Source organism: Exiguobacterium profundum, assembly GCF_001909285.1.
Classification (GTDB): Bacteria; Bacillota; Bacilli; order Exiguobacteriales; family Exiguobacteriaceae; genus Exiguobacterium; species Exiguobacterium profundum.
In genome coordinates, this window is record NZ_MRSV01000001.1 from 2,338,241 (window position 1) to 2,363,978 (window position 25,738).

The window sequence follows — 25,738 nt, forward strand, 5'->3', positions numbered from 1 at the left end:
TCCATAAGTATTTACCCACGAAATGCTGTTATCACGCCAAAAAAGGGCCGCCCTTTATCAGGCAGCCCTCGATTTATAGTTGTTGACGTTGTAACAGGTTCGTGAAGACACCACCTTTTTGACTGAGTTCTTCGTGCGTTCCATCTTCTACGATTCCTTCTGCCGTCACGACAAGAATCCGGTCGGCATTCCTTACAGTCGCTAAACGGTGCGCGATGATGAGCGTCGTTCGATTTGCTGCCAGTTCATTTAATGAATCCTGAATGATGGCCTCGGTCTCCGTATCGAGCGCCGAGGTCGCCTCATCGAGTATTAAAATCGGCGGATTTTTCAAAAACATACGCGCAATGGCGATGCGTTGTTTCTGACCTCCGGAGAGTTTTAGTCCACGCTCTCCGATTTGTGTATCAAGACCGTGCTCGAGCTCTTCGACGAGCGTGCCGAGATGTGCTTTTTCCACCGCATGCATGATCTCTGCATCGGTCGCATCCAGTTTCCCGTAAGCAATGTTCTCCCGTAGCGTACCCGCAAATAAGAAGACATCTTGTTGCACAATTCCGATTTGACGACGTAAACTCTCTTTCGTCATGTTCCGGATATCCATGCCGTCAATCGAGATGGCACCCTTTGTGACGTCATAAAAACGCGGAATGAGTGAACAGATGGTTGTCTTTCCAGCCCCGCTCGTCCCGACTAAGGCAACAGTCGTCCCTGCCTCGATCGACAAGTCAATATCTGTCAACACTTGGCGGTAGTCTGAATAGCCGAATGAGACGTCATCGAAGACGATATCGCCTGTCAACGTTTCGACCTCGGTCGCATCCGCTCGGTTCTCAATGTCCGGCTCTTCATCAAGCAACTGCGTGAATCGTTTGAACCCTGCCATCCCTTTCGGATACATCTCGAGGAGCGCCGTGATCTTTTCAATCGGCTTAATGAGTAAATTCATGTACAAGATGAAGCCGACGAGTTGTCCGTACGATAGTTGTCCTTCATACGTTAAGTACGCCCCGTATACAAGGACGAGCAACGTCATAAGACGCGTCGTGATATAGATACCTGCGAGTGACGTACTCATGACGCGATACGCTTCAATCTTCGAGCCGCGATAGAAGTTGTTGTCTTTTTGGAAACGCCCGATTTCGAACGCCTCGTTCGTAAACGATTGGACGACGCGTGCCCCGGACACACTGTCCTCGACGCGCGCGTTCACTTCCCCGATATTCGTGTACATCTTTTGCCACGCCTTGTTCATGTTCTTATTCGCATACGTGATCATGATGATGAGGAACGGTACTGCGACAACGGTGACGAGTGCGAGTTCAGGGTCGATCGAGAACATGATCCCGAACGCACCAAGTAACGTCATGATGGCGATAAAGAAGTCTTCCGGCCCATGGTGCGCCACTTCCCCTATATCGAACAAGTCGTTCGTGACCCGGCTCATCAAATGGCCGGTCTTATGATTGTCAAAGAAGCGGAACGACTGTTTATGGATATGCGTGAACAACTCTTCTCGCATGTCCGTCTCGATGTTGATGCCGAGCTTATGTCCCCAGTAGTTGACGACGTACTGCATCATCATGGCCAATATGTATAGAATCAACAGGCCGATGCTGACGATGATAATCCAGTTCCATTCTCCACCCGGCAACAAGTCGTCGATGAACCATTGAACGGCAAGCGGAAATCCAAGTTCAAGCAGTCCGACGAGAATTGCGAATGAAAAATCGAGTAGGAATAACTTTTTATGTGGTCGATAATAACTAAAAAAACGTGAAATCATTCTCTCTTCCCCCTTCTCTTCATTAAGTGTACGCTTTTTTCCGAAAGGTGGAAAACAGGATGCATCCCTTTTTCATTCTTTTTTCAAACGGCGTATAATAAAAGTAAGGAGTGATACACATGCATGTACACATTACAGATCGTGCCCTCGAACGAATCGAGTCATTGAAAGGCGAACGCGAAGGACAGATGCACCTCTTTTACGAGACAGAAGGTTGTGGTTGTGGGAACAGCGGAATCTTTGAGATTCGATACGTAACCGAGACGACTCCGGAAGACGTTGAAATCGAATCAAACATCGGACCAATCTTAATCAAAAACTGGACAAAAGTGTTTTTAGATGAACAGATGAAAATCGATTTCCTCGAAGACCGTCGTACGCTCGTCTTGAAGAGTGACGGCCAAGTGTTCAATTCGAATCTACTCGTGACGGACGGCACAGGATGTCAGTTGAACGTTCCGAGCCGATGAAACAGACACTGAAACAACATCCGAGACTCCTCATTCTCTTTTTCGTGAGTTTCGGTCTCGGACTACTTGGAATCTATCTGGCGTTTATCGATTCGGTCTATACGATGTCCGCAGTCATCGCCTCGCTGTTTGCGTTTGGTTTCGCGTTGCAGCGAACAGCGAAATATATGCAGCGAGAAGAGGATAAACGTTAACAAGAGGATGTGTTCCAATTAAATATCTACCATCTCGTGTTGAATCCAAAATCCGTTTCACACATACAAAAAACGAGGATTGCCATGGCAACCCTCGTTTTTTTATGCTTATTTTTTCTCTTTTATTGCCGTACGAATCGATAACTCTTCGAGTTGCGCGTCCGCGACAGGGCTCGGTGCTTGCGTCAAGAGACAGCTTGCCGAAGCCGTTTTCGGGAAGGCGATTGTGTCGCGAAGGTTCGAACGACCTGCAAGAATCATGACGAGACGGTCGAGACCGAGTGCGATTCCCGCATGTGGCGGTGTACCGTATTCGAACGCTTCAAGCAAGAAGCCGAACTGTTCAACCGCTTCTTCTTGTGTGAAACCAAGCAATTTGAACATGCGCTCTTGAATGTCACGCTCATAAATACGTTGTGAACCGCCACCGAGTTCGTAACCGTTCAAGACGAGGTCATACGCAACCGCGCGTACACTTGCCGGATCTGTCTCGAGAAGATGGAGGTCTTCACGGTTTGGCATCGTGAACGGATGGTGGTTCGCATAGAAGCGACCGTCTTCTTCTTCAAACGTTACGAGTGGGAAGTCCGTTACCCAAAGGAAGTTGAACTTCGACTCGTCGATGAGACCAAGTTCGTGACCGAGCTTGACGCGGAGTGCGCCAAGGCTGTCTGCAACGACAGTTGGTTTCGATGCGACGAAGAGAAGAAGGTCACCTGCTTCTGCATCTGTGGCTTCAATTAGCTTCTGTGCGTATGTCTCATCAAAGAACTTCGCGATTGGACCGTTCAAGCCTTCCGCTGTCACTTTGAGCCATGCGAGACCTTTCGCACCGTACACCGCCGTGAACTCTTGAAGCTTGTCGATGTCTTTACGTGAGAAGTTGTCCGCCTCACCTTTGACGTTGATCGCCTTGACTTGCCCGTTTGATTCGAGTGCTGCATCGAACACTTTAAAGCCAGCACCTTTCACAGCGTCTGCCACGTCGATGAGTTCGAGACCGAAGCGCGTGTCCGGCTTATCCGAACCAAAACGACGCATCGCTTCCGCGTGTGTCATCCGCTCGAACTTCGCTGGTGTGTCCGTACGACCGAGCGTCGATTCCATGACTTGTCCCATCATCGATTCCATCATCGCCATCAAGTCTTCGATGTCCATGAAGCTCGTTTCGATGTCGACTTGTGTGAATTCAGGTTGACGGTCTGCACGAAGGTCCTCGTCACGGAAGCAGCGTGCGATTTGGAAGTAACGGTCAAATCCTGCGACCATGAGCAACTGTTTGAAGAGCTGTGGTGATTGTGGAAGTGCATAGAACTCACCACCATGGACACGGCTCGGTACGAGATAGTCACGTGCGCCTTCTGGCGTCGACTTCGTCAAAATCGGTGTTTCGACTTCAAGGAACTCTTGCTCCGTCAAGAAGTTACGAATCGTGTTCGACGTTTTCGAGCGGAGACGGAACGTCTCTTGGAGCGCCGGACGACGAAGGTCGAGGTAACGGTATTTGAGACGCAGGTCTTCTGAAACGTTTTCCGCTTCGTCACCGATTGGGATTGGTGTCATCTTCGCAGCGTTTAAGATGTTGATCTCTGAAGCGATGACTTCGATATTTCCTGTCGGCATGTTCGGGTTCTTGTTCTCACGCTCGAGAACCGTCCCTTTCACGTCGAGGACGAACTCACTACGAATCGTCTCCGCGAGTTGGTGGACCGCTTCGTTCTCTGGGCGAACGACGACTTGGACGATCCCTGTGCGGTCACGAAGATCGATGAAGATGAGACCTCCGAGGTCACGACGTTTTTGTACCCATCCTTTTAATTGTACTTCCTGGCCGATGAGTGACTCTGTCACGCGGCCGTTCATATGTGTGCGTCCGATCATTGTCCTGCTCCTTCCGATAGTTCACGAATTTTGTCTGCGACGGCCGAGAGTGGCACGTCGACTTGTTCACCAGTCGTCATATCTTTCAAGGCGGCTGACCCTCGTTCGACTTCGTCATCCCCTAAGATGACTGTGAACTTGGCTTTCAGACGGTCCGCCTGTTTGAATTGTCCTTTGAACTTGCGTCCTTGGTAATCACGGTCTGCTTTGAACCCTTCCATGCGGAGGAGTTGTAGGAGGCGTGTCGCCGTCAATTCGACTTCTTTTCCGCCTTGGGCGACGATGAAGACATCAAGTCCTGTCTCGAGTTCAGGTAGGACTCCTTCATTCTCTAATGCGAGGATGAGACGCTCCAACCCGATTCCAAAACCGATTCCCGGCATGTCCGGTCCGCCGATATCTTGTACGAGACCGTTATAGCGTCCGCCGCCACAAAGCGTCGTGATGGCTCCGAATCCTTCTGCCTCAGACATGATTTCAAACGCAGTGTGCGTGTAGTAATCGAGTCCACGGACGAGCGTCGGGTCGACTTCATAGGCGACACCAAGTGCATCGAGTTGTGCGAGCACTTGGTCGAAATAGGCCTTCGACTCTTCGTTCAAATATTCAAGAATCGACGGGGCCGTCTTCATCGACGGGTGATCGCGGTCGACCTTACAATCCAAAATGCGAAGCGGATTCTTATACAGGCGTGACTGACAGTCTTGGCAAAGTTCGCCTGCTACCGGCTCAAAGTGACGGATGAGCGCATCGCGGTGGGCGTTGCGGCTTTCCGCGTCCCCAAGCGAGTTGACGACGACTTTGATTTTCTGAAGTCCGAACGACTTGTAAATCGAATAGGCGAGGCTGATGACCTCAGCGTCAACGGCCGGGTCACTACTACCGATTGCTTCGACACCGTATTGGTGAAGCTGACGGAAGCGACCTTTTTGTGGACGCTCGTAGCGGAACATTGGTCCCATGTAGTAGAGCTTGGTCGGCTGGTCCGGATTTCCGAACAGTTTGTTCGTCACGAACGCACGAACGACAGATGCCGTTCCTTCTGGGCGAAGCGTGTACTCGTCTTTCCCTTTCTTCACGAGCGTGAACATCTCTTTTTGGACGATGTCCGTCGTTTCCCCGACACTGCGTGTGAACAAGTTCGTCGTTTCAAAGATTGGTGTGCGGATTTCTTTATAGTTATAACGGGCGCTCATGTCGCGAAGCTTTTCTTCGACATATTGCCACGTCTCGACCGTGCCCGGAAGCAGGTCTTGTGTACCGCGTGGTGCTTTCATCATCACATTTCCCTCCTTAATAATACAAAAAGGCCCTCGTCCGCAAAGGGACGAGAGCCTGTGTCAGTTTCCCGTGGTACCACCCTCGTTGCAGAGCCATCACTTGAAACTCTGCCACTCGAAATCGGTTAACGCCCGATGAAACGGCTCCCCCTACTCGCTTTCAAGGGAGCACCTCCAAAGTGTCGTTCGGGTCATCATCCAGTCGATGCTTTCAGCCAAGGCATCGCTCTCTTTGCTGGTGGGTTGACCGTACTCTTCTTTATCGTAGGTGTTTGACTATATGCTTCATGATGCCGAATCAAGCCGGCATCTGTCAAGCGTTTTTTTCGAGCATGAGTGTGACCGGTCCGTCGTTGACGAGGGCGACGTCCATCATCGCTCCGAAGCGTCCCGTCTCTACGACGAGCCCATTCGACCGGAGTCGCTCATTGAATTTTTCATAAAGCGTCTCGGCCATATCCGGTTTTGCGGCCTTTGTAAAAGCAGGTCGCCGCCCTTTCATCGTGTCTCCATATAAAGTGAACTGAGAGACAGATAAAATTTGTCCGGACACGTCTTGAATCGATAAGTTCATCTTTTCTTGATCGTCCTCGAAGACGCGAAGTCCGGTCACCTTGTCGGCGAGCCAGTTCACTTCTTCTTCTGTATCTTCATGTGTCACACCGACGAGAAGCAAGTACCCGGCGTTGATTGCCCCGACGACTTCTTCCTCGACTGTGACTGATGCTTCTTTCACTCGTTGCAATAATACACGCACGTTCCTCTTCCTTTCGTCACGTCATCATGACTCGGCTGACCGAATACACGTCTGAGATTTGTTTGATGCGCTCGACGACTTTCTGCAAATGGTTCACGTTCGGAATCGAGATGGTCATCGAGATGCGGGCCTGTTTGTTTTGGTCGCCCCGACCACTGACGGCCACGATATTCGTATTCGTCGCCGATACTGCTTGAAGGACGTCGTTTAAGAGACCTGAGCGATCATATCCTGTGATTTCGATGTCGACGTTATAGTTCTTCTCTTTCGCTTGTCCGACTTCCCATTCGACGTCAAGGAGACGCTCTGGGTGTTGTTCGTTGACAATGTTCAAGCAGTCTTTCCGGTGAATTGAGACACCGCGTCCACGGGTAATGTATCCGACGATTTCATCCCCCGGTACCGGGTTACAACAACGGCTCATGCGAACGAGCATGTTGTCGATGCCTTTGACCGTCACGCCCGCTTCCGTCGTTTTCTTCTTCGGTGCCTGACTGACTTTCAATTCGCTGATGGCTTCCGACAGTTCGAGTTTCGGTTCTTTCCGCTGCTTCTCCGTCAACTTATGTGCGACTTGTGCGGCAGTGATGCCTTGATAACCGACAGCGGCGTACATCTCTTCCTCGTTCCCGAAGTTGAACTTCTCGACGACGATACTGAGTGCAGGTTCATCGATAATCTCTTTCGGTTCAAAACCAAGTTTCTTAATTTCTGCTTCGACGAGATCTTTCCCTTTCTCGACGTTTTCTTCACGTTGCTGACGTTTGAACCATTGACGAATCTTGTTCTTCGCCTGACTTGAAACAGCGAGCTTCAACCAATCCTTACTCGGTCCGTAACTATGCTTCGACGTGATGATTTCGATGATGTCACCAGTCTCGAGTTTGTAGTCGAGCGGTACCATCCGGCCGTTCACTTTCGCACCCGTCATCCGGTGCCCGATCTCCGTATGAATCCGGTACGCATAGTCAATCGGGACTGAGCCCTTCGGCAACTCGAATACGTCTCCTTTTGGTGTGAAGACGTACAGCATGTCGCTAAAGAAATCGACTTTGAGGGATTCCATGAATTCCTCGGCATCCGTCGTATCCTTTTGAAGCTCAAGAATCTCACGAAGATGGGCGATCTTCTCGTCGAATCCGTTCGTCGAGACGTTTTTCCCTTCTTTATACGCCCAGTGTGCCGCAATCCCGAACTCAGCGATGAAATGCATGTCTTTCGTCCGAATTTGGACTTCGAGCGGCTCACCTTTCGGTCCAATCACTGTCGTATGGAGCGACTGATACATGTTCGGCTTCGGCATAGCGATATAATCTTTGAAACGTCCCGGCATCGGCTTGTACTGGGTGTGGATGATTCCGAGCACGGCATAACAATCACGAATCGAATCGACGATAATGCGGACCGCCATCAAATCGTAAATTTCATTGAACTCTTTTTTATGCTTCACCATCTTGTTATAGATAGAATAGATGTGCTTCGGTCGACCGTTCACGTCGGCATCGATATGCACTTCCTCAAGAACCCCGTTCACTTCCGTGATGACAGAGGTGACGAGTGCTTCCCGTTCCGTCCGTTTCTGTTTCATCATCGAGACGATCTTATAGTATTGCTGCGGGTTGATATAACGTAACGAAATATCCTCGAGCTCCCACTTGATTGTCGAAATCCCCATCCGGTGTGCGAGAGGCGCAAAGATTTCAAGCGTTTCTTCCGCTTTTTGGACTTGTTTCTCTTTCGGCATATGCTGCAGTGTCCGCATATTGTGGAGCCGGTCCGCAAGTTTGATCAAGATCACGCGCACGTCTTCTGCCATGGCGATAATCATCTTCCGGTGGTTTTCAGCAAGTTCTTCTTTTTTCGATTTATATTTAATCTTACCAAGTTTCGTGACGCCATCGACGAGCATGGCCACGTCTGGACCAAAATCGTCCGTCAATTGCTGTAACGAAACATCCGTATCTTCGACAACATCATGCAAGAGCGCTCCAATAATCGTTGTGGCGTCTAAGCCGATATCAACGAGAATGCCGGCCACTTGGACCGGATGGAGAATATAGGGCTCGCCCGAACGTCGGAACTGACCGGTATGATGAAGTTTTGCGTATTCGTAAGCGCGTTTCACTTCGGCTATATCGTCGTCACCCATATACTCCCCGAGCGCGTCGAGAAGATCCTCAATACTTACGATTTGTTTTTTGGTCATAACATTCGACACCCTTTTTCTAACCGCTCCAATCGCCTCGGATTCGTCGCAGCATGGTAGTAGTTTGTATTCAAGATTCTGTGATTTTTATAACCATTATCGAAAAAATCTGACGACCTGTCAAAGGTTGTAGGTTATTTTCCTTAAAAACTATTCAAAAACGGGAAGCATATCGCTTCCCGTTCAAATTAGTCTTCGTAGCGGATGAGTGAGAACACGTCGTATCCTTCAAGACGCTCACGTCCACCAAGTCCGTCGAGTTCGATCAAGAACCCGATCCCTGCCACAACACCACCGAGTTGTTCAATCATTTTAATCGTTGCTTCAATCGTACCACCTGTTGCGAGCAAGTCATCCAAGATGACGACTTGTTGTCCAGGTTTGATTGAATCTTTGTGCATCGTTAAAATGTCCGTTCCATACTCAAGACCGTATGAAACTCGTACTGTCTCACGTGGTAACTTTCCTTCTTTACGTACTGGTACAAACCCGAGTTCGAGCGCATACGCTGCCGGGCAACCGACGACGAATCCGCGTGCTTCCGGACCAGCGATCAACTCCGCTCCACGTTCACGTGCATAAACGACGAGCTCATCTACTGCTTTCTTGTAGACTTCGCCATCTTGCATGAGTGACGTGATATCTTTGAAGCTGATTCCTTCCTTCGGGTAATCTGCTACTTCTTTAATATGCTGTTTGAAATCCATTTTATGTGTATGCCTCCTGCATCTTGTTCGATCGCAACGATTGTAACCGCTCTTTGAGCTCCGCCAATGACGCGTATACGAAACGCTCTTCGAGTTGTTGGCGCCCAATCCGGCGTTGATAGCACGGCGCCTCGGTCAAATCGCGTTTCGGTGCTTCTGGATTGACTCCAGGCAGTCCGTCTTCCATTGTAACAAGAAATTCGAGTTCAGAGAATACTTGATGCATAAATTGAATCGTATTTTTTGACCATTTTCGCTCTTTTGACAGACGAATCAGGTTTTCACGTAGATTTTTCCGTTCGCATGTTGCCATATGGACATAATACGTTCGGAAATCCTCACGGGACGGAAGACGTTCAAAGAACGAGTCTCCTTGACCGAAGGCACAATAAATACGTTCAATCCCCTCATGAAGTTTTTCTGCGAGCACCTCTTCATCGTCCGGAAGATCGAGCAGAACGACGAAACGGTTGAGCGGTTCATCTCCTTCATGGAGTGGAAAATCTTCGTTCGTCCCTTGGAAAGATAAAAATGACGTCTGTTCTTTCGGCAAATCTTTCAACTCTTGCATTGATTTTTTCTTCCCACGATAGTCAAACACTTGGAAGTCATCGACCCGTAAATCTTGAATCATGAGCTGCGGTTTACGCATTCCGTTCCATTCGTTGACTTGAAGACTTCCCATCACCGAGATATGAGCCATCTTTGAAATCTCTGAAACGACGTGCCCGAATCCAAATCCAATACCATCGAGCTCACGCTTGTCTCCGGCGAGCTGTACTTTCAAATGCGTGGCATCCCGTCCGATTTGGCGAATATCTCGCAGTTTCGCATCTGCGACAACGACGCGAGGGGATGGATTCCCCATACCAAATGGCGCGAGCTTTCCAATCTCTGAGATCAAATCGAGCGAAACGTCGTTAACGGAGAGTTTCAAGTCGACGTTGACTCGTGGTACAAACACGTCATCGGGGATGGACTCCGCCTGACGGTTCAGTCGCTCTCGTAGTTCGGCGACGTGTTCCGACTGAAGGGTCATCCCGGCCGCGGCTGGATGTCCGCCAAAGTGTGGCAAGATATCTTCATTCTTCGAAAGTTCCTTGAAGAGGTCAAATCCATCGATGGAGCGCCCCGATCCTTTCGCCTTACCCGTCTCGGGGTCGTGGCAAAGGAGGATGACTGGACGATAGTACGCCTCGACGAGACGAGATGCGACAATCCCGACGACGCCAGGATTCCACTTCTCACTCGCCACGACGAGTACACGGTCCTCGGTCATCGACGCTTCAACGAGTTCTTTCGCTTCAGCAGCGATCGTCTTGACGATGTCTTGTCGTTCTTTGTTTTGCTTATCGAGCTGTTTCGCGAGCTCGAGCGCTTCCTCGACATGTTCAGCCAGGAGCATTTGTAATGCCGGCATCGCTGAATCGAGTCGACCTGCGGCATTGATGCGTGGACCGAACGCGAAACCGACCGACTCTTCGTTCAATACGCTGTCACCGAGACCACATACTTCACGTAATGCTAGAATACCTGGACGTTTTGAAGCCTCGAGCGCGACAATCCCCTTCTTCGCGAGCAACCGATTCTCTCCGTCGAGTGGGACGAGGTCGGCAATCGTTCCGAGGACGGCCAAATCAAGGAGTTCTTCCGGCATTCTCCCTAAAACGGCGTGCGCCACTTTGAGAGCTACTCCCGCACCGGCGAGTTTATCGTATGGATATCCCGGGTCGATATGTGGATGAATGATTGCATAGGCGTCCGGCAATGTCTCTTTCGGCTCGTGGTGGTCTGTGATGATCAAATCGACGCCAAGGTCTTTTAAGAGTGTGGCTTCTTCAATCCCAGAAATTCCACAGTCCACCGTGACGACCAAGGTGAATCCTTCGTTCGCTGCCCACTGGAACGCTTCTTTGTTCGGTCCATAACCTTCAGTGAAACGGTTCGGGATATAACACTCGGCCATGACACCAATTTCGGTCAACGCATGCCACATGACAGATGAGGCACTAACCCCGTCGACATCATAGTCACCATAGATGAGCACCATCTCCCCATCGTCTGCTGCCCGTTTGATGCGGGTTACGACTTTCTCCATCTGTTCAAACAAATACGGGTCATGAAAGACGAGTTCATCCTCGGCATACAAGAATGCCTTGGCCGCTTCTACGTCTTGATGACCACGCTGAACGAGCAACGTCGCCAGTTGTGCTGATATATTTAATTCGTTTTGTAAACGCGTGACGTCGTCCGGATTTGTTTCCGGATAGAGCCACTGTTTTTTCGAATGGTACATGTCCTTCACTCCAATCAATTGTAGATTATAGCAGACCGCGTGAAAGATGTGCCGTCTTGACATTTGAAAAGGTCTCCCGATTGAAGGGAGACCCACTTGTTACGCCTCTGTGACCGGCGTATCTTTTTTCTTGTTGATTGTCGTACGTTTGATGAGGAGCCATAAATACGATGCAATGAAGATCGAAGAATACATCCCCATGAAAAGTCCGACGATGAGCGCGAGCGAGAAGCTGCGAATCGACTCTGCCCCGAATACATACAAGGCAATCGCTGTAACGAGTACCGTGATGACCGTATTCACGGACCGTACGATTGTCTCTTGAATCGACTTGTTGATGATCGACTCATAGACCTCCATCGACTTGATTTTTCGTTCCTTTTCATACGACGTGATGTTCTCGCGGACCCGGTCGAACGTTACGATCGTATCGTTGACCGAGTAACCGATGATGGTCAAGATCGCGGCGATAAAGTACAAGTTGACCTCGATCCCAAAGAGCGAGAACGCGACGATCATGAAGAAGGCATCGTGTAACATCGCGATAACAGTTGCAAGTGCATATGAGAATTGGAAACGCACCGTGATGTAGAGAATAATCCCGATCGAAGCGACGACTACCGCATACAAAGCATTTTTCGCCAAGTCACGACCGACTTGAGCCGAGACGGTGCTGATGTTCGGGTCGTTCCCGAATTGTTCAGTGAACGCCGTCTTGACGTTCGCGACTTCCTCTTGGCCCAATTGGCCAACGAACGTCACGTATGCCAAGCGACCTTCATTTGCATATTGGACGCTTGAAATCTCTTGGTCAACTCCGGCATCGTTAAACGCTTTCGTGAATTCTTCTTGCGACACACGTTCTTCCGTTAGTACTTCGACCCGCGTCCCTGAAGCAAAATCGATTCCGAGGTTCAACCCACGGAAGAACAAGAGACCGATTCCGAGAACGACGATTGCCGTCGAAACCAAGAACATCGTGCGCATATGTTTCACGTAATTCCATTCAGTAAGCTTAAAGTTCACGGATTTCACTCTCCTTCACACCAAACCATCCTTTGCGTTTGTCGAACAGACGACTTGAGACAAGGAGGTGCATCAAATAACGTGAGATGAATACGTTCGAGATGAACGTCATCCCGATTGAGATCATGAGCATGACAGCAAATCCTTTGACCGAGCTTTGTCCGAAATAGAACAAGACCGCAGCCGAGATGAGCGTCGTCAAGTTGGCATCGATGATCGTACTGAGGGAACGACGGTTACCTGCACGGAATGCCGATAAGACCGATTTTCCAGAGCGGAGTTCGTCTTTGATTCGTTCCGCGGTAATGATGTTCGCATCGACTGCCATACCGACCCCGAGGACGAGTGCTGCAATCCCTGGAAGCGTCAATACCGCATTGATTCCGTTGAAGAACAACATGATCAAGTTGATGTACAGAACAAGCGTGATGATCGATACGAGTCCTGGGAGACGATAGAAGAACAACATGAAGAGGAATACGGCGATGATTCCGATTGTTGCGGCAAATACCGTTTCTTCTAAAGCATCTTGACCGAACTGGGCCGATACGGATGTCGAGTAAATCTCATCTAGTTTGACCGGGAGCGCCCCTGCGTTCAAGATGTCCGCAAGGCGTTGACCGCTTTCCGCGTCAATTCCACCACCTGAGATGATGGCTTTATCCGATAAGATCGGACTCGTTACCGAAGCATCTGACACAATTTTCGAGTTCTCTTTTTGAACTTCTTCCTCATATGTGTCGCCCTCTTCATAGTCGAGCCAGATGACCAGACGGTTCTCAGGAGCTGGACGTTGTGCAATCTCAGATGTCACTTCGCCAAACTTGTCGGCCGATTGAAGTGTCAGCTCAACGACCGGTTGTCCTTGTTGGTTGTAGCTGAGCGCTGCCCCACGCGGCGCCAAGTCTTTCCCATCGAGCAAGACGTTGTCGTTCACGTCACGGAATGTCAATTGTGCCGTTGACGAGAGAACCTCGCGCGCTTCGTTTTGGTTCGATACGCCCGCGAGCTGGACACGGATGCGATTGTTTTCTTCGATTCGAACGTCCGGTTCGGAAACTCCGAGGACGTTGATTCGGTTATTGATGGCGCGAACGGTTGCATTCATCGCCGACTCGTCGATGACGTCGCCGTCTTCGAGCGGTTGTACTTCATACAAAACTTCGAATCCACCTTTTAAGTCGAGTCCGAGGTTCGTGTTCTTGACGACCCATGGTGTCGTGAACACTGCGAGCAGGATTGTCGCAATCATGATGATCGCAAAAATCGCAATGTTGCCTTTTTTGTACATACGACTATTTCCTTTCTAAACCACTGTTCTTGATAAAAACTTCTCTCGTTAACATTACAAATTTTCTAAACATTTATCAATCATTTTCCTAAAATTGTAACGACCTTCACGGATTGTTCGACTGAGTTTGCATATAAGACTAAATGTTGCGCATGGGCAAAACTTCATGTATGATGTAGCTAACATCAAAACATCAAAGGAGTCTTTCCATATGGACAGCACAGTTATTTATGCCTTTCTCCTTACTCTATTCGCCGGTCTAGCTACCGGAATCGGGAGTATGATCGCATTCTTTGCGAAACGGACGAACACGGCATTCCTCTCCATCTCGCTTGGATTTTCCGGAGGCGTCATGATTTACGTGTCGTTCATCGAGATTTTCCCGAAAGCGCTCGAGGAACTCGTCGGCGCTCACGGAGAATATACGGGTACAATCTACACCGTTCTCGCATTCTTCGGTGGGATGTTCTTGATTGGCATGATCGATAAGTTCATTCCGAAAATGGAGAATCCACACGAAGTCAAGTTTGTCGAGTCGATGCAGAATGACCCGACAACACATGAACTCGCAACGACGACGACAAATGAAGCGGCTCCAATCAATCATCCAGAGGTACAAAATCGACTTAAAAAAATGGGGATTTTCATGGCACTCGCCATCGGGATTCACAACTTCCCAGAAGGACTTGCAACGTTCGTCTCGGCACTAGATGACCCGGCCGTCGGCTTAGCTATCGCCATCGCCATCGCCCTACACAACATTCCGGAAGGGATTGCCGTCTCCGTCCCAATTTATTATGCGACGGGCTCACGGAAGAAAGCGTTCAAGCTTTCGATGTTGTCAGGGCTTGCCGAGCCAGCTGGAGCGGCCATCGGATTCTTGTTACTCATGCCGTTCTTGAGCGACACCGTCTTCGGACTCTTGTTCGCGGCGGTCGGTGGCATCATGGTCTTCATCTCGCTTGACGAATTGCTCCCTGCCGCCCGTGAATACGGACACGCCCATCATTCAATGTATGGAATGGTTGCTGGTATGATCGTCATGGCGACAAGTCTAATCCTATTAATGTAACGAGCAATGCCCTGACGCGCGCGTCAGGGCATTTGTTATGTCGTTTTAAACACATGGACGACATCTTTTAATTCAGACGACATGTGACTCATCGTTTCAGCGATGCCGTTGATCTCTTGAATGGCGGCAAGCTGTTCTTCGACGTTCGCACCGGCTTCTTCGACGCTTCGCTGTGTCGAGACGGCGTTTGTCGACATATCTTCAACAGAGACGGCAACTTCAGTCGTATTGGCACTCACTTCTTCTGTTGCTGCCGCAATCTCACTCATTTGACGGGACGTCTCTTCGATGACCGATACGATCTCACGGAACGCCTCGGCCACTTCTCCCATTTGCGATACCCCATTCTCCACATGTACGCTCGATTCTTCGAACGCCGATTCGACTTGCTCCGTGTCACGTTGAATGTCGCGGACAACGGTCTGGATTTGAATGGCGGATTGTTTCGATTCCTCGGCAAGTTTCCGGACTTCAGCCGCGACGACGGCAAACCCTTTTCCGTGCTCACCCGCACGTGCTGCTTCAATCGCCGCGTTTAAGGCAAGCAAGTTCGTCTGTTCCGTGATTGCCGTGATCGAACGGGTGATTTTCTCGATTTCAAGCGATTGGTTCGATAGACGGTTCACCATCTGTTGAGTGAGCTCGTTGGCACGGCGAATTTCTTGCATCCGTTTCTCTGCCAATTGAACGGTCTCAAGTCCACCATTCGCCGCCTCAAGTGTATGTATCGTCTGCTCATTCACACCTTGTGAGGCCGCAGCGATTTGATTCAATCCATCCACCGCTTGATTGACGCCAATCGTCCCTTCTTCCGCTCGCTTCGAGGATCCTTGCGCAGCCACGTTCATCTCTTCGAACAACCGGGACACGCCTTGGGTCGTTGTCGCGACATGGTCTGTGCTTGCGTAAAGTTCTTCAGAATATGCAGTCACTTTGTCCGACGCTTCACCAACCCGACGAATCAAGCCGACCAGATTATGCTTCATTTCATTGAACGCCGTAACCAGGTCCCCTAGTTCATCGTTTGAGGCGACCTCGATATCTTCTCCAGTCAAATCCCCTTCTGCCATGATGCGTGCTTGACGACCGAGTCGATTGATCGGTTTTAGGAAAAGCCGTTGTAGCGCAAGTAAGGACAGAATCCCGATCACGACACCACCAACACTGATGATGAGCATCCAAAGGATTGAACTTTCTGCATCTGCTTGTACCGCTTTCGTCTCAGACTCGAGGAGCTCCCCTTTATATTCGACAAGGTCGGTCACGGTCATGCGTACCCGATCCGTCGTCGGTGTCACACTCGTGTTGAGAACGGTTTTGAAGCCGATTTCGTCTTGTTGTTGACGAAGTTCGACGGCACGATTCATCTCACGGTCTAATAGCTCGTTAAATTTCTCCAAATCTCCCAACCAAGACAAGATCTTCTCATCTGAAGAAGATGCCTTGAGTGAAGCCATCAATTCGTCTCGTTGTTCTTGAACTCCCTGGAGACTGATGAGCGTCTTCGGATTGGCTACAAGCATATAGTAGTTCAAGTAGCGTTCGGCATCCGTCACCGCTAGTGATAAATTCTCTGCAAGCAGCATCTCCTGCGTGCCTTCACTGAGTACCCGGTCATAAGCGGCAGTCGATTGTCTCAATTGATAAGATCCGAGCGCGCCGACAATGACGAGCGCAATGATCGTCGGAATGAGCGCGATGGACATACGTCGTCTCAGCGATGAGCGTCCTCTCTGTTTCGTACCACTTCGTTTTATGCTCCATCCTTTCCACTTCTTCATCTGGTTAAGCAATCGTTTCACGTCCATGTCATTCGTTCTCCTTCATCTCGGATTTCTTCTCAACTTGAGATTAGTGCAAACGTTTTCATTAATCAAATCGATTTTTCGAAATGAGGTGGATAAATTTTGAATCGGATTCGTTTTGACAAAAAGAAGTCATCTTTGTATACTTTAAATCGTAATAATTACGTTTTGAAAGGATTCTCTATGATTGTGGAAAATACGAAGTTATTAATCATTGGTGCTGGTGTACACGGAATGACCCTCGCCATCTCATATATGGAACAAGGCGGGTGCTTGGAGGATTTGATTATTGTCGACCGTCTCACTGACCCGTTATCGAACTGGAAACAACAAACTTCATCCATCTCTATGTCGCACCTACGTTCGACCCGAGTGCATCACGTTTCTTCGAATCCCCATGCGTTGAAACAGTTCGCCTCGCGCTATGCCTATCGTTCCAATCATTTCAAAGATACGTTCGGACGTCCATCGCTCGAACTGTTCAACGACCATGCCGAATCCTCATGGAACGCATATCGCCTTGATGAGCGGTTCCTCGGAAATGAACAAGTGATGACGCTCCGCAAAGATGGCGCACACTATCATGCCCGAACAAATCATCGCCTCATTATCGCGAACTCGGTCATTGTCGCGATCGGTCAATCGGAAAATGTCGTGTTACCTGAATGGGCCGACGAACAATGTCGACACGTGTTCGAAAAAGATCAATCGGATGAATCGAATCAAGTGACTGTCGTCGGCGGTGGCATCACAGCACTTCACTATGTCGTGAAGCGTGCCAATCAAGGTCACCGTGTCACCCTTGTGACGAGACGTCCGCTCGAAGTGAGTCAATTTGACGCCGATCGACAGTTCATGGGACCGAAAGGATTAGATGACTTCCATCGTCTAAAACAAGACTGGACGACAAAACGATCATTCATCGCCCGTGAACGAAAACCGGGATCGGCTCCGAACGATCTCGTCTTAAAAGTGAAGCGCCTCATACAGACGAACGCTGTGACGCACATCATCGGAGAAGTCGAGCGGGACAGTGGTTCGCTATTTGTAAACGGTGAACAACTTGCCGGAAAAGAAGTCGTCTGTTGTACGGGAATCAGACCTCATCCTGTGAAAGAGACATTTCTTCAGCCCGTGATCGAACAATTCAACCTACCTCTCACCCCATGTGGCACCCCTGTCCTGAATGAGCATCTTGAATGGACGCCTGGACTTTACTTGACCGGTCCTTACGCCGATTTGATCATCGGCCCGTTCTCAAGAGCCATCTATGGTGGACAAGAGGCCGCTCGTAGAATTCTCCCCCAACTTCTAGCCACACAAAAAAGCGTCTGACCATGATGGTCAGACGCTTACTTGCTTATTCCTCAAATGAGGCATTCGCTTTTTTCACGACTTCCGCAACTGCGCTTCGGTTGAAACGGAGAAGCGATTGATCGCATTTCAAAACGACATGTGTGTCTTCGATTTGATGAACGACGCCGTGTAAACCGCCGATTGTGACAACGCTGTCGCCACGCTCGAGGGCGTTTTGCATCGATTGTACTTCTTTTTGGCGTTTCGTCTGTGGACGAATCAAAAGGAAGTAAAATACGACGAAAATCAAGATCATTGGTAATAACGCAACGAGTGTTTCCATGAGTAACATTCACCCTTTCCTTCAATATCAGGTTCATTATACCGTGAAACTGAAGCATTGTCACACAATGTCCGACACGTTTCTTTAGAAATTCTTCGCATTCGGCTTGTTGTAGCCGTATTCTTCGAAGAACTCTTCTTTGAAATCGAGCAAGCGGTCTTCGCGAATCGCTTGACGAACCTGCTCCATCAACTTCACGAGGAAGTGAAGATTGTGTGTCGTACACAAGTGAAGACCAAACATCTCATCCGCACGAATCAAGTGGTGGACGTACGCACGCGAGTAGTTCTTACACGTATGGCAGTCACACTTCTCATCGATTGGACCAAAGTCCGTCTTATATTTCGCTTGTTTGATCGTGACGCGACCTTTCGACGTCATGAGCGTTCCGTTTCGTGCGATGCGAGTCGGCAGAACGCAGTCGAACATGTCGATTCCGCGAATCGACCCTTCAATCAACGCATCCGGTGAGCCAACACCCATCAAATAACGTGGTTTGTTCTCTGGCATGAGCGGTGTTGTGAATTCGAGGGCACGATACATGACATCTTTTGGTTCACCGACCGAGAGACCACCGACCGCATATCCTGGGAAATCAAGAGAGACGAGGTCTTGGGCGCTTTGACGACGAAGGTCCTCATATTCTCCACCTTGGATGATGCCGAAGAGCGCTTGGTCTTCTGGACGTTCATGTGCCTCGAGGCAACGTTCCGCCCAACGGCTCGTCCGCTCGACCGACTTCTTCATGTATTCATGCGTCGCCGGATAAGGCGGACACTCATCGAATGCCATCATGATGTCCGACCCGAGCGCGTTTTGAATCTCCATCGCCTTTTCCGGTGACAGGAACAACTTGTCGCCGTTCAAATGGTTACGGAAATGAACGCCTTCCTCTTGGATATTTCGGAGGTCGGCAAGTGAGAACACTTGGAATCCACCCGAGTCTGTGAGGATTGCCCCGTCCCAGTTCATGAACTTATGAAGTCCACCGGCTTGTTTGATGACCTCATGTCCTGGACGAACCCAAAGGTGATACGTGTTCGACAAGATGATGTTCGCACCCATCGCCTTGACCTGTTCAGGTGCCATCGTTTTGACGCTCGCTTGCGTCCCGACCGGCATGAAGACCGGTGTCTCGAACGACCCGTGCGGCGTATGGACGATTCCGTGCCGCGCTCCGGTCTGTTTGCATGTGTGGATGTGTTCGTATGTGACTGCATGTTTTGTCATTTTGTTACTTCCTTCCTCGTGATGAGCATCGCGTCTCCAAAGCTGAAGAAGCGGTATCGTTCTGCGACCGCAGTCCGATAAGCGTGTAAGATGATGTCGCGCGTCGCGAATGCCGAGACGAGCATGACGAGCGTTGATTTAGGGAGATGGAAGTTCGTGATCAATCCATCGATTGCCTTTAACTCAACACCAGGGTAAATAAAGATATCCGTCCAGCCCGATGACTCGACGAAGTCCCCGTGATCTCGCATGATCGTCTCAAGCGTGCGCGTCGATGTCGTCCCGACCGCAAAGATGCGACCGCCATTCGCTCGAATCTCCCGAAGCGCAGCTGCCGATTCAGCCGACAACTCGAAATATTCACTATGCATCGTATGTTCCTCGATAGAATCAGCCGTCACCGGACGGAACGTCCCGAGGCCAACGTGAAGTGTGAGCGGGATCAACCGGACACCTTTCGCTTTGGCCGCTTCAAGCAGTTCCTCAGTGAAATGAAGACCGGCTGTCGGAGCGGCCGCACTGCCTCGTTCACGGGCATAGACCGTCTGATAACGGTCTTGGTCATCGAGTTGTTCGCGAATATACGGCGGGAGCGGCATCGTTCCAAGCTCGTCTAAAATCTCATAGAAGATGCCGTCGTAGTCAAACTTGAAACGACGTCCACCTTCTGGGAGCTCCTCGACGCATTCTGCGCGGAGAAGGCCGTCCCCGAACTCAACGATGGAGCCGACACGAACTTTTTTCGCCGGTTTGACGAGTGCTTCCCATACATCATCTTCCGTCTGCTTCAACAAGAGCAGTTCGACTTTCCCGCCTGTTTCTTGCTTTGCCCCAAAAAGGCGTGCCGGTAAGACGCGCGAATCGTTGACGACGAGCGCATCCCCCTCGTTCAAATAATCGAGCACGTTACGGAAATGGCGATGCTCGATGTCCCCTGTCTCACGGTCTAATACGAGCAAGCGTGAGCTTGTCCGATCAAGCAATGGGACTTGCGCAATCAACTCTTCTGGCAATTCAAAATCATAATCGTTTACGTTCAATTGAATGTCTTGCATACCTTACTCCTCTTCCTCTTCATAACCAAAATGCGACTTGGCAAACTGTGTGATCATCCGTCCTCGCGGCGTGCGCTGCAGGAATCCTTGTTGCAATAAATAGGGCTCGTAGACATCCTCAATCGTCTGAGCGTCCTCACCGATGGTCGCAGCGAGCGTCTCAAGCCCGACCGGTCCACCTCCGAACCGCTCCACCATGGCTCTCAGTAACCGATGATCGACTTCATCGAGTCCGAGCGCATCGACTTGTAGCCGGTCGAGCGCATCAGATGCGAGCACTGGATCGATTTCTTTCGTACCAGCCACTTGTGCGAAATCACGGACACGACGCAAGAGACGGTTTGCAACTCGTGGCGTCCCTCGTGAGCGTTTCGCAATCGCACCGCTCGCCTCCGGTGAAATCGAGAGACGGAACAACTGGGCCGTCCGGTTGACGATGGCCGCTAACTCATGTGTTTCGTAATATTCGAGCTTCAACGTGACGCCGAAACGGTCACGTAAAGGCGCCGACAACATCCCGGCCCGTGTCGTCGCCCCGACAAGCGTAAACGGTGGTAGGTCGATGCGGACGCTACGAGCCATCTCCCCTTGCCCATAGACGATGTCGAGACAGTAGTCTTCCATCGCCGGATAGAGGATCTCTTCAATCGTCCGGCTCAAACGATGAATCTCGTCGATGAACAAGACGTCTCCCGGCTCGAGTGTCGAGAGGATTGCGGCCAAATCACCCGGTCGTTCAATTGCCGGTCCTGCTGTCGTCTTAATTCCGACGCCCATCTCGTTGGCGATGATTTGGGCGAGCGTCGTCTTCCCGAGTCCCGGGGGACCGTATAAGAGCACGTGGTCGAGCGTCTCACTACGAAGTTTAGCGGCCTGAATGAAGACCGACAAATTGCCTTTCGCCTTTTCTTGCCCGATATATTGCTCGAAGCGCTGCGGACGTAAGCTCCACTCTTCAGAGTCTTCATATTGCTGATGAGATTGTGACAACAATCGTTCGTCCATAGCTTCCTCCTTATTTCAGTAACAGCTGTAGCGCGCGTTTTATGTACGCGTCGGTCGTCAATATTTCTCCGCTCAATGCTTTGCGGACTTTTAGGATTTCCCGTTCAGAGTAGCCGAGCGCGACGAGCGCCTCACACGCCTCATCGAGTTCAGATGCACCTTGGGCGAACAACCCTTCGTTCGGCACGTAATCCGGTGCGAGCTCGGATAACTTCCCTTTCAAGTCGAGCGCCATCTGTTTGGCCGTCTTCTTGCCGACTCCCGGGAACTTCGTCAAATACTTCTCGTTCTCGGTTTCAATCGCATCGATCAACGCGTCGATATCGCCGGACGCGACGATGGCAAGCGCACCCTTTGGTCCGATCCCGCTCACGCTGAGGAGTTTATTGAACAGCTCACGCTCACGACGTGACCGGAAACCGTATAACGTCTGTTGGTCTTCACGCACATAATGATGCGTAAACACGATTACATGTTCGTCTTGTTCACGATAAAAAAACGGGTTAGGCACATGTACTTTGTAGCCGACGCCCGAGACATCTAACGTTATATATTCCGCACACACATAGGCGACGGGTCCTTTTACGAATTCAATCACGATGTACTCTCCTTTTTGGTCGGAAAAACTGCATTTATTGTACCATAATGGGCGACACGAAAAAAGGACAGGCGTTTACCTGTCCTGAAGCGATTACCGTGCAAGCATTCGTTCAAGTGCGCGTTTCGACCACTCTGTCGTCTCATGATCGACGCGAATGACGTTCACAGGGTCCGTCTCGAGTGACTCGAGCGCCCAGAGAAGATGTGGCAAGTCGATTCGATTCATCGTGAGGCACGGACACATGAATGGGTTCAACGAGACGATATCAAGATGTGGGTACGTTGCCGCCAACCGGTTGACGAGGTTCATCTCCGTTCCGACCGCCCACTTCGTCCCAGGTGCACTCGCATCAATCTTGTCGATGATATATGACGTCGATCCCGCCTCGTCTGCCAATTGGACGACGTCAAACGTACACTCCGGATGGACGATGATGCGACGATCCGGCTCACGGTCACGGAACGCCTGAATTTGCGATACCGTGAACTTCTCATGGACAGAACAGTGTCCCTTCCATAAGATGACTTTCACTTGATCGTCATAGCCTTCTGAGACCAATTCTTCACGGAGCGGATCCCAAACAGCCATCGCCGCGAGCGGAATGCCGAGGTCGAACGCCGTGTTCCGCCCGAGATGCTGATCGGGTAGGAACAAGATGCGTTCACCTGCCTCAAGCGCCCACCGGACGATTTCATGGGCGTTCGACGATGTGACGGTCGCCCCACCGTGACGACCAACGAACGCTTTGATGGCCGCTGTTGAATTGACGTATGTAATCGGGATGATGTCCTCTCCAAATCGTTCCGTCAGTTCTTCCCAAGCAATCTCCGTCTGATCGATATCGGCCATGTCTGCCATCGAACAGCCGGCACGCATATCAGGTAGGACGACAATCTGGTCGTCCCGTGTCAACATGTCTGCCGTCTCTGCCATGAAGTGGACACCACAAAAGACGATGAATTCGGCTTCGCTCATCTGTTCTGCGAGTCGTGCGAGCTGGAGCGAATCTCCTGTCGCGTCCGCGAATTGAACGACCTCGTCTTTTTGATAATGATGGGCCGGTAAAAAGAGACGAGTCCCGAGTCGGTCTTTGACCGCCTGAATCCGAGTCTCCATCTCCTCCACTGACAGGTTAGCGTACGTCGGTGGGAGTGTTCCGAGTAGTTGCATCTTTCATTCCTCCTTGTAAATTCAAACTGCAATCAAGCGCGCGGACCGAATGAGTCAATTGACCGAGCGAGATGACATCGATGCGAATGCCTCGATAATCGTCAATCGTGTCGAGCGTGATTCCACCAGACACTTCAATTTTGATGTGCGTCGGTATATGACGGACCCAGTCCCTCAATTCATCTGGCGTCCGATTATCAAGCATCACGATGTCCGGATCGGCTTGAACCGCCTCCATCAGATGTTCGAATGACTCGATTTCGATTTCAATCGGGGTCGTATGACCGACACGCTCACGCGCGACTTGAATCGCGTTCGTTACACCACCCAGTGCGACGATATGATTGTCTTTGATCATGACGGCGTCATCGAGTCTTAAACGGTGATTGTATCCCCCACCGACACGTACGGCGTACTTCTCAATCATCCGAAGTCCCGGAGTCGTCTTCCGTGTATCGGTCACGTGTATCGAGTCATCATCTAGCGCATCGATGCACTGCTTTGTCATCGTCGCGATTCCACTCGCATGTTGGATGACATTCAACAGCACACGCTCCGTCTCTAAAATTGCGCGTGTCTTTCCTCTCAAGACGACGAGCTCGTCTCCAGGGACAACCGCTCTCCCGTCTTCTTGGCAAAAGACCAATTCAAGCCGCTGCATAGTTGCCAGCTCTTCTACGATTGGCTTCCCACAGAAAATGCCCTGTTCTTTGGCAACAATCGTTGCGATCGACTCGTCCTGTGCATCAATCAGCGCACTCGATAAGTCCCCATAACCGATATCTTCAATCAAGAACTGACGTAGCTGTTCGCGTAGGTATATCGTGTTCATCATACCGCTCCATTTCGAGGATGCTTTGCGCGAGAAGACGCGCCGCATCGAGTTGTAAAGTTTGTTCACTTAATTGTCTTGTCACGTGTTTCGTCATGGTCAACGTTTGGGTATTTTGTAAGAAACCTTTCAATTCATCAAGACTTGGTGAAATCGTCAACCATCTTCCAATTTGAGCACGGAACGCTTGAAACGCCAAAGGTGAGATGTCGTACACCAGCGTCTCCTTCGTCACCATAGCCGTCCTATTCAAACGCACCGCCCGCGCGACTCGTTTTCCAAATACCCAACATTCTAAAAGTGAGTTCGAGGCTAAACGATTCGTCCCATGTATGCCCGCATCCGCCACTTCACCGACGGCATATAATCCGTCAACGCCTGTCCGTCCCATATCATCCACTTCGATTCCACCCATATGAAAATGGAGACCTGGACGTACCGGAATGCGGCGAGGATCAATCCTAAGTTTGTCACATGTCAAAGCAAGTTTTGGAAACCGTTCACGAAGCCGTGTCACGTTTGTCGTATCGAGATAGACCGTACCCATCCGTTCTGTCAGTACCCGTGCCACGTCATCTCGAGGCGCGAGACTCCCGAGCGGATGATGCGCCATCACGTGATTCCCTTCGTCATCAACGAGCGTCGCTCCGGCTCCCCGGAGCGCTTCGGTCACGAGGTGAGGCGTTTCGGTCGCCAGTAAGGTGGGGTGAAATTGGATCCGCTGTAAATGTGTCAGCTTGGCCCCACATCGATTTGCCAGAACGAGACCATCACCGGTCACGGTACGCGCGTTTGAAGTCCAATCGCTCAGCCCACCGATGCCACCTGTCGCCAATACGACAGCGCCGGCTTCAATTCGAATGGGCACTTCATCACGAAACGCCATCGCGCCGACGACTTTCCCGTCTTTCGTAATGAGATCGTGCACGAGCACCCGTTCCAATACGTTCACGTTATCAGGCATCGACTGACGCAATTGCCTCATGACATGACGTCCCGTCTCGTCGCCACCGACATGAAAGATCCGATTCAATCGGTGTGCGCCTTCTCGTCCGAGGGCATAGCCGCCTTCTTCATGATCGAACCGGACACCGAATCGTTCCATTTCTCCAATCGCTTGACGCCCTTCTTCTACGAGAATGTCGACGCGCTCAGCGCACGATGTGTTTTTAGAAGCGAGCATTGTGTCTTCTTTATGGGCCGTACTCGATTTCTCAAGATACGCGCTCGCAATCCCGCCTTGTGCCAAATCGGAGTTGCTTTCTGTCATCTCACCTTTTGAGACGAGAAGAATGGAGAATGATTTTGATAGATGCAAAGCCGTTGCGACGGCGGCAAGTCCCGTTCCGATAATCAAAATGTCAGTTTTCTCTATGTGTAAAGACACTTATATATCACCTGTTTTTCATATGTAATGTTGACTTGTAAACTAGTT

20 protein-coding genes, 1 pseudogene and 1 other annotated feature are annotated in these 25,738 nt (G+C 50.3%); of the genes and pseudogenes, 4 read left to right on the plus strand and 17 right to left on the minus strand.

The features are described 5' to 3' along the window. Positions 1 to 73: 73 nt before the first annotated feature. Positions 74 to 1,786: an ABC transporter ATP-binding protein gene (locus BBB58_RS12105; protein WP_074037457.1), complete on the minus strand. Its 1,713-nt coding sequence runs from the start codon at positions 1,784 to 1,786 to the stop codon at positions 74 to 76. 119 nt (positions 1,787 to 1,905) lie between these two features. Here BBB58_RS12105 and BBB58_RS12110 point away from each other — a divergent pair, with 119 nt between their 5' ends. Together BBB58_RS12110 and BBB58_RS12115 are read left to right on the plus strand one after the other, a co-directional pair. Further along, entirely contained in the window at positions 1,906 to 2,256 is a 351-nt protein-coding gene (locus BBB58_RS12110; protein ID WP_015881180.1) for an iron-sulfur cluster biosynthesis family protein, read from the plus strand. Continuing rightward, positions 2,229 to 2,450 carry a hypothetical protein gene (locus BBB58_RS12115; protein WP_143180248.1) on the plus strand — a complete coding sequence of 74 codons (222 nt, stop codon included), beginning with the start codon at positions 2,229 to 2,231 and terminating at the stop codon, positions 2,448 to 2,450. Before BBB58_RS12110 ends, BBB58_RS12115 begins: the two co-directional genes overlap by 28 nt. Before the next feature lie 108 nt (positions 2,451 to 2,558). On the opposite strand, the gene aspS is transcribed toward BBB58_RS12115, so the two are convergent. The 7 genes and pseudogenes from aspS to secD all read right to left on the minus strand — a co-directional run bounded on the left by aspS (position 2,559) and on the right by secD (position 13,894). Then, entirely contained in the window at positions 2,559 to 4,331 is a 1,773-nt protein-coding gene (gene aspS, locus BBB58_RS12120) for an aspartate--tRNA ligase (RefSeq protein WP_074037459.1), read from the minus strand. Next, entirely contained in the window at positions 4,328 to 5,608 is a 1,281-nt protein-coding gene (gene hisS / locus BBB58_RS12125; protein ID WP_074037952.1) for a histidine--tRNA ligase, read from the minus strand. The genes aspS and hisS overlap by 4 nt, the downstream gene beginning before the upstream one ends. A 43-nt stretch (positions 5,609 to 5,651) precedes the next feature. Further along, positions 5,652 to 5,886, minus strand: a binding site (T-box leader). 38 nt (positions 5,887 to 5,924) lie between these two features. Then, positions 5,925 to 6,368, minus strand: coding sequence for a D-aminoacyl-tRNA deacylase (gene dtd, locus BBB58_RS12130; RefSeq protein ID WP_031421442.1), 444 nt, complete (start codon positions 6,366 to 6,368; stop codon positions 5,925 to 5,927). Positions 6,369 to 6,384: 16 nt separating this feature from the next. Next, a complete protein-coding gene (locus BBB58_RS12135) occupies positions 6,385 to 8,574 on the minus strand; it encodes a RelA/SpoT family protein (RefSeq protein WP_074037461.1) in 2,190 nt (729 codons plus the stop codon). 188 nt (positions 8,575 to 8,762) lie between these two features. Beyond that, a complete protein-coding gene (locus tag BBB58_RS12140) occupies positions 8,763 to 9,281 on the minus strand; it encodes an adenine phosphoribosyltransferase (RefSeq protein ID WP_074037462.1) in 519 nt (172 codons plus the stop codon). A 1-nt stretch (position 9,282) separates the two neighbouring features. Beyond that, positions 9,283 to 11,577 (minus strand): single-stranded-DNA-specific exonuclease RecJ, encoded by a 2,295-nt coding sequence (gene recJ, locus BBB58_RS12145; RefSeq protein ID WP_074037464.1) that lies wholly within the window; start codon positions 11,575 to 11,577, stop codon positions 9,283 to 9,285. 99 nt (positions 11,578 to 11,676) lie between these two features. Beyond that, a pseudogene (secD, locus tag BBB58_RS15470) lies at positions 11,677 to 13,894 on the minus strand (protein translocase subunit SecD). A 211-nt stretch (positions 13,895 to 14,105) separates the two neighbouring features. Between secD and zupT the strand changes: the two are divergent. After that, positions 14,106 to 14,966, plus strand: coding sequence for a zinc transporter ZupT (gene zupT / locus BBB58_RS12155; RefSeq protein ID WP_074037465.1), 861 nt, complete (start codon positions 14,106 to 14,108; stop codon positions 14,964 to 14,966). Between the two features lie 35 nt (positions 14,967 to 15,001). On the opposite strand, the gene BBB58_RS12160 is transcribed toward zupT, so the two are convergent. Next, complete coding sequence (locus BBB58_RS12160) at positions 15,002 to 16,774, minus strand: methyl-accepting chemotaxis protein (RefSeq protein WP_074037467.1); 1,773 nt, start codon at positions 16,772 to 16,774, stop codon at positions 15,002 to 15,004. Positions 16,775 to 16,954: 180 nt separating this feature from the next. On the opposite strand from BBB58_RS12160, the gene BBB58_RS12165 reads away from it, so the two are divergent. Continuing rightward, complete coding sequence (locus BBB58_RS12165) at positions 16,955 to 18,106, plus strand: NAD(P)-binding domain-containing protein (protein ID WP_074037953.1); 1,152 nt, start codon at positions 16,955 to 16,957, stop codon at positions 18,104 to 18,106. A 25-nt stretch (positions 18,107 to 18,131) separates the two neighbouring features. Here the strand turns inward: BBB58_RS12165 and yajC are convergent, their stop codons facing one another. The 8 genes from yajC to BBB58_RS12205 form a co-directional block, all read right to left on the minus strand. Beyond that, on the minus strand, positions 18,132 to 18,410 hold the full coding sequence (gene yajC / locus BBB58_RS12170; RefSeq protein ID WP_026826452.1) for a preprotein translocase subunit YajC: 279 nt from the start codon (positions 18,408 to 18,410) through the stop codon (positions 18,132 to 18,134). Positions 18,411 to 18,494: 84 nt separating this feature from the next. Continuing rightward, a complete protein-coding gene (gene tgt / locus BBB58_RS12175) occupies positions 18,495 to 19,640 on the minus strand; it encodes a tRNA guanosine(34) transglycosylase Tgt (protein WP_074037468.1) in 1,146 nt (381 codons plus the stop codon). Beyond that, a complete protein-coding gene (gene queA / locus BBB58_RS12180; RefSeq protein WP_074037470.1) occupies positions 19,637 to 20,695 on the minus strand; it encodes a tRNA preQ1(34) S-adenosylmethionine ribosyltransferase-isomerase QueA in 1,059 nt (352 codons plus the stop codon). Before queA ends, tgt begins: the two co-directional genes overlap by 4 nt. A 3-nt stretch (positions 20,696 to 20,698) precedes the next feature. Continuing rightward, entirely contained in the window at positions 20,699 to 21,700 is a 1,002-nt protein-coding gene (gene ruvB, locus BBB58_RS12185; RefSeq protein WP_074037472.1) for a Holliday junction branch migration DNA helicase RuvB, read from the minus strand. Positions 21,701 to 21,710: 10 nt separating this feature from the next. After that, positions 21,711 to 22,298 (minus strand): Holliday junction branch migration protein RuvA, encoded by a 588-nt coding sequence (gene ruvA / locus BBB58_RS12190; RefSeq protein ID WP_074037474.1) that lies wholly within the window; start codon positions 22,296 to 22,298, stop codon positions 21,711 to 21,713. A gap of 93 nt (positions 22,299 to 22,391) precedes the next feature. Continuing rightward, positions 22,392 to 23,471: a quinolinate synthase NadA gene (nadA, locus tag BBB58_RS12195; protein ID WP_074037475.1), complete on the minus strand. Its 1,080-nt coding sequence runs from the start codon at positions 23,469 to 23,471 to the stop codon at positions 22,392 to 22,394. Continuing rightward, positions 23,434 to 24,303 carry a carboxylating nicotinate-nucleotide diphosphorylase gene (gene nadC, locus BBB58_RS12200; RefSeq protein ID WP_074037477.1) on the minus strand — a complete coding sequence of 290 codons (870 nt, stop codon included), beginning with the start codon at positions 24,301 to 24,303 and terminating at the stop codon, positions 23,434 to 23,436. The genes nadA and nadC overlap by 38 nt, the downstream gene beginning before the upstream one ends. Then, the gene (locus BBB58_RS12205; RefSeq protein WP_074037479.1) at positions 24,257 to 25,690 is read right to left on the minus strand and encodes an L-aspartate oxidase; all 1,434 of its coding nucleotides are present in this window, start codon (positions 25,688 to 25,690) and stop codon (positions 24,257 to 24,259) included. Before BBB58_RS12205 ends, nadC begins: the two co-directional genes overlap by 47 nt. Between the last annotated feature and the right edge of the window lie 48 nt (positions 25,691 to 25,738).

Bases quoted from the DNA above. Each gene is read 5' to 3' on its own strand.
- BBB58_RS12105 (WP_074037457.1), bottom strand. From the start codon at position 1,786: ATGATTTCACGTTTTTTTAGTTATTATCGACCACATAAAAAGTTATTC.
- BBB58_RS12110 (WP_015881180.1), top strand. From the start codon at position 1,906: ATGCATGTACACATTACAGATCGTGCCCTCGAACGAATCGAGTCATTG.
- BBB58_RS12115 (WP_143180248.1), top strand. From the start codon at position 2,229: ATGTCAGTTGAACGTTCCGAGCCGATGAAACAGACACTGAAACAACAT.
- aspS (WP_074037459.1), bottom strand. From the start codon at position 4,331: ATGATCGGACGCACACATATGAACGGCCGCGTGACAGAGTCACTCATC.
- hisS (WP_074037952.1), bottom strand. From the start codon at position 5,608: ATGAAAGCACCACGCGGTACACAAGACCTGCTTCCGGGCACGGTCGAG.
- BBB58_RS12135 (WP_074037461.1), bottom strand. From the start codon at position 8,574: ATGACCAAAAAACAAATCGTAAGTATTGAGGATCTTCTCGACGCGCTC.
- BBB58_RS12140 (WP_074037462.1), bottom strand. From the start codon at position 9,281: ATGGATTTCAAACAGCATATTAAAGAAGTAGCAGATTACCCGAAGGAA.
- recJ (WP_074037464.1), bottom strand. From the start codon at position 11,577: ATGTACCATTCGAAAAAACAGTGGCTCTATCCGGAAACAAATCCGGAC.
- zupT (WP_074037465.1), top strand. From the start codon at position 14,106: ATGGACAGCACAGTTATTTATGCCTTTCTCCTTACTCTATTCGCCGGT.
- BBB58_RS12160 (WP_074037467.1), bottom strand. From the start codon at position 16,774: ATGGACGTGAAACGATTGCTTAACCAGATGAAGAAGTGGAAAGGATGG.
- BBB58_RS12165 (WP_074037953.1), top strand. From the start codon at position 16,955: ATGATTGTGGAAAATACGAAGTTATTAATCATTGGTGCTGGTGTACAC.
- yajC (WP_026826452.1), bottom strand. From the start codon at position 18,410: ATGGAAACACTCGTTGCGTTATTACCAATGATCTTGATTTTCGTCGTA.
- tgt (WP_074037468.1), bottom strand. From the start codon at position 19,640: ATGACAAAACATGCAGTCACATACGAACACATCCACACATGCAAACAG.
- queA (WP_074037470.1), bottom strand. From the start codon at position 20,695: ATGCAAGACATTCAATTGAACGTAAACGATTATGATTTTGAATTGCCA.
- ruvB (WP_074037472.1), bottom strand. From the start codon at position 21,700: ATGGACGAACGATTGTTGTCACAATCTCATCAGCAATATGAAGACTCT.
- nadA (WP_074037475.1), bottom strand. From the start codon at position 23,471: ATGCAACTACTCGGAACACTCCCACCGACGTACGCTAACCTGTCAGTG.
- nadC (WP_074037477.1), bottom strand. From the start codon at position 24,303: ATGAACACGATATACCTACGCGAACAGCTACGTCAGTTCTTGATTGAA.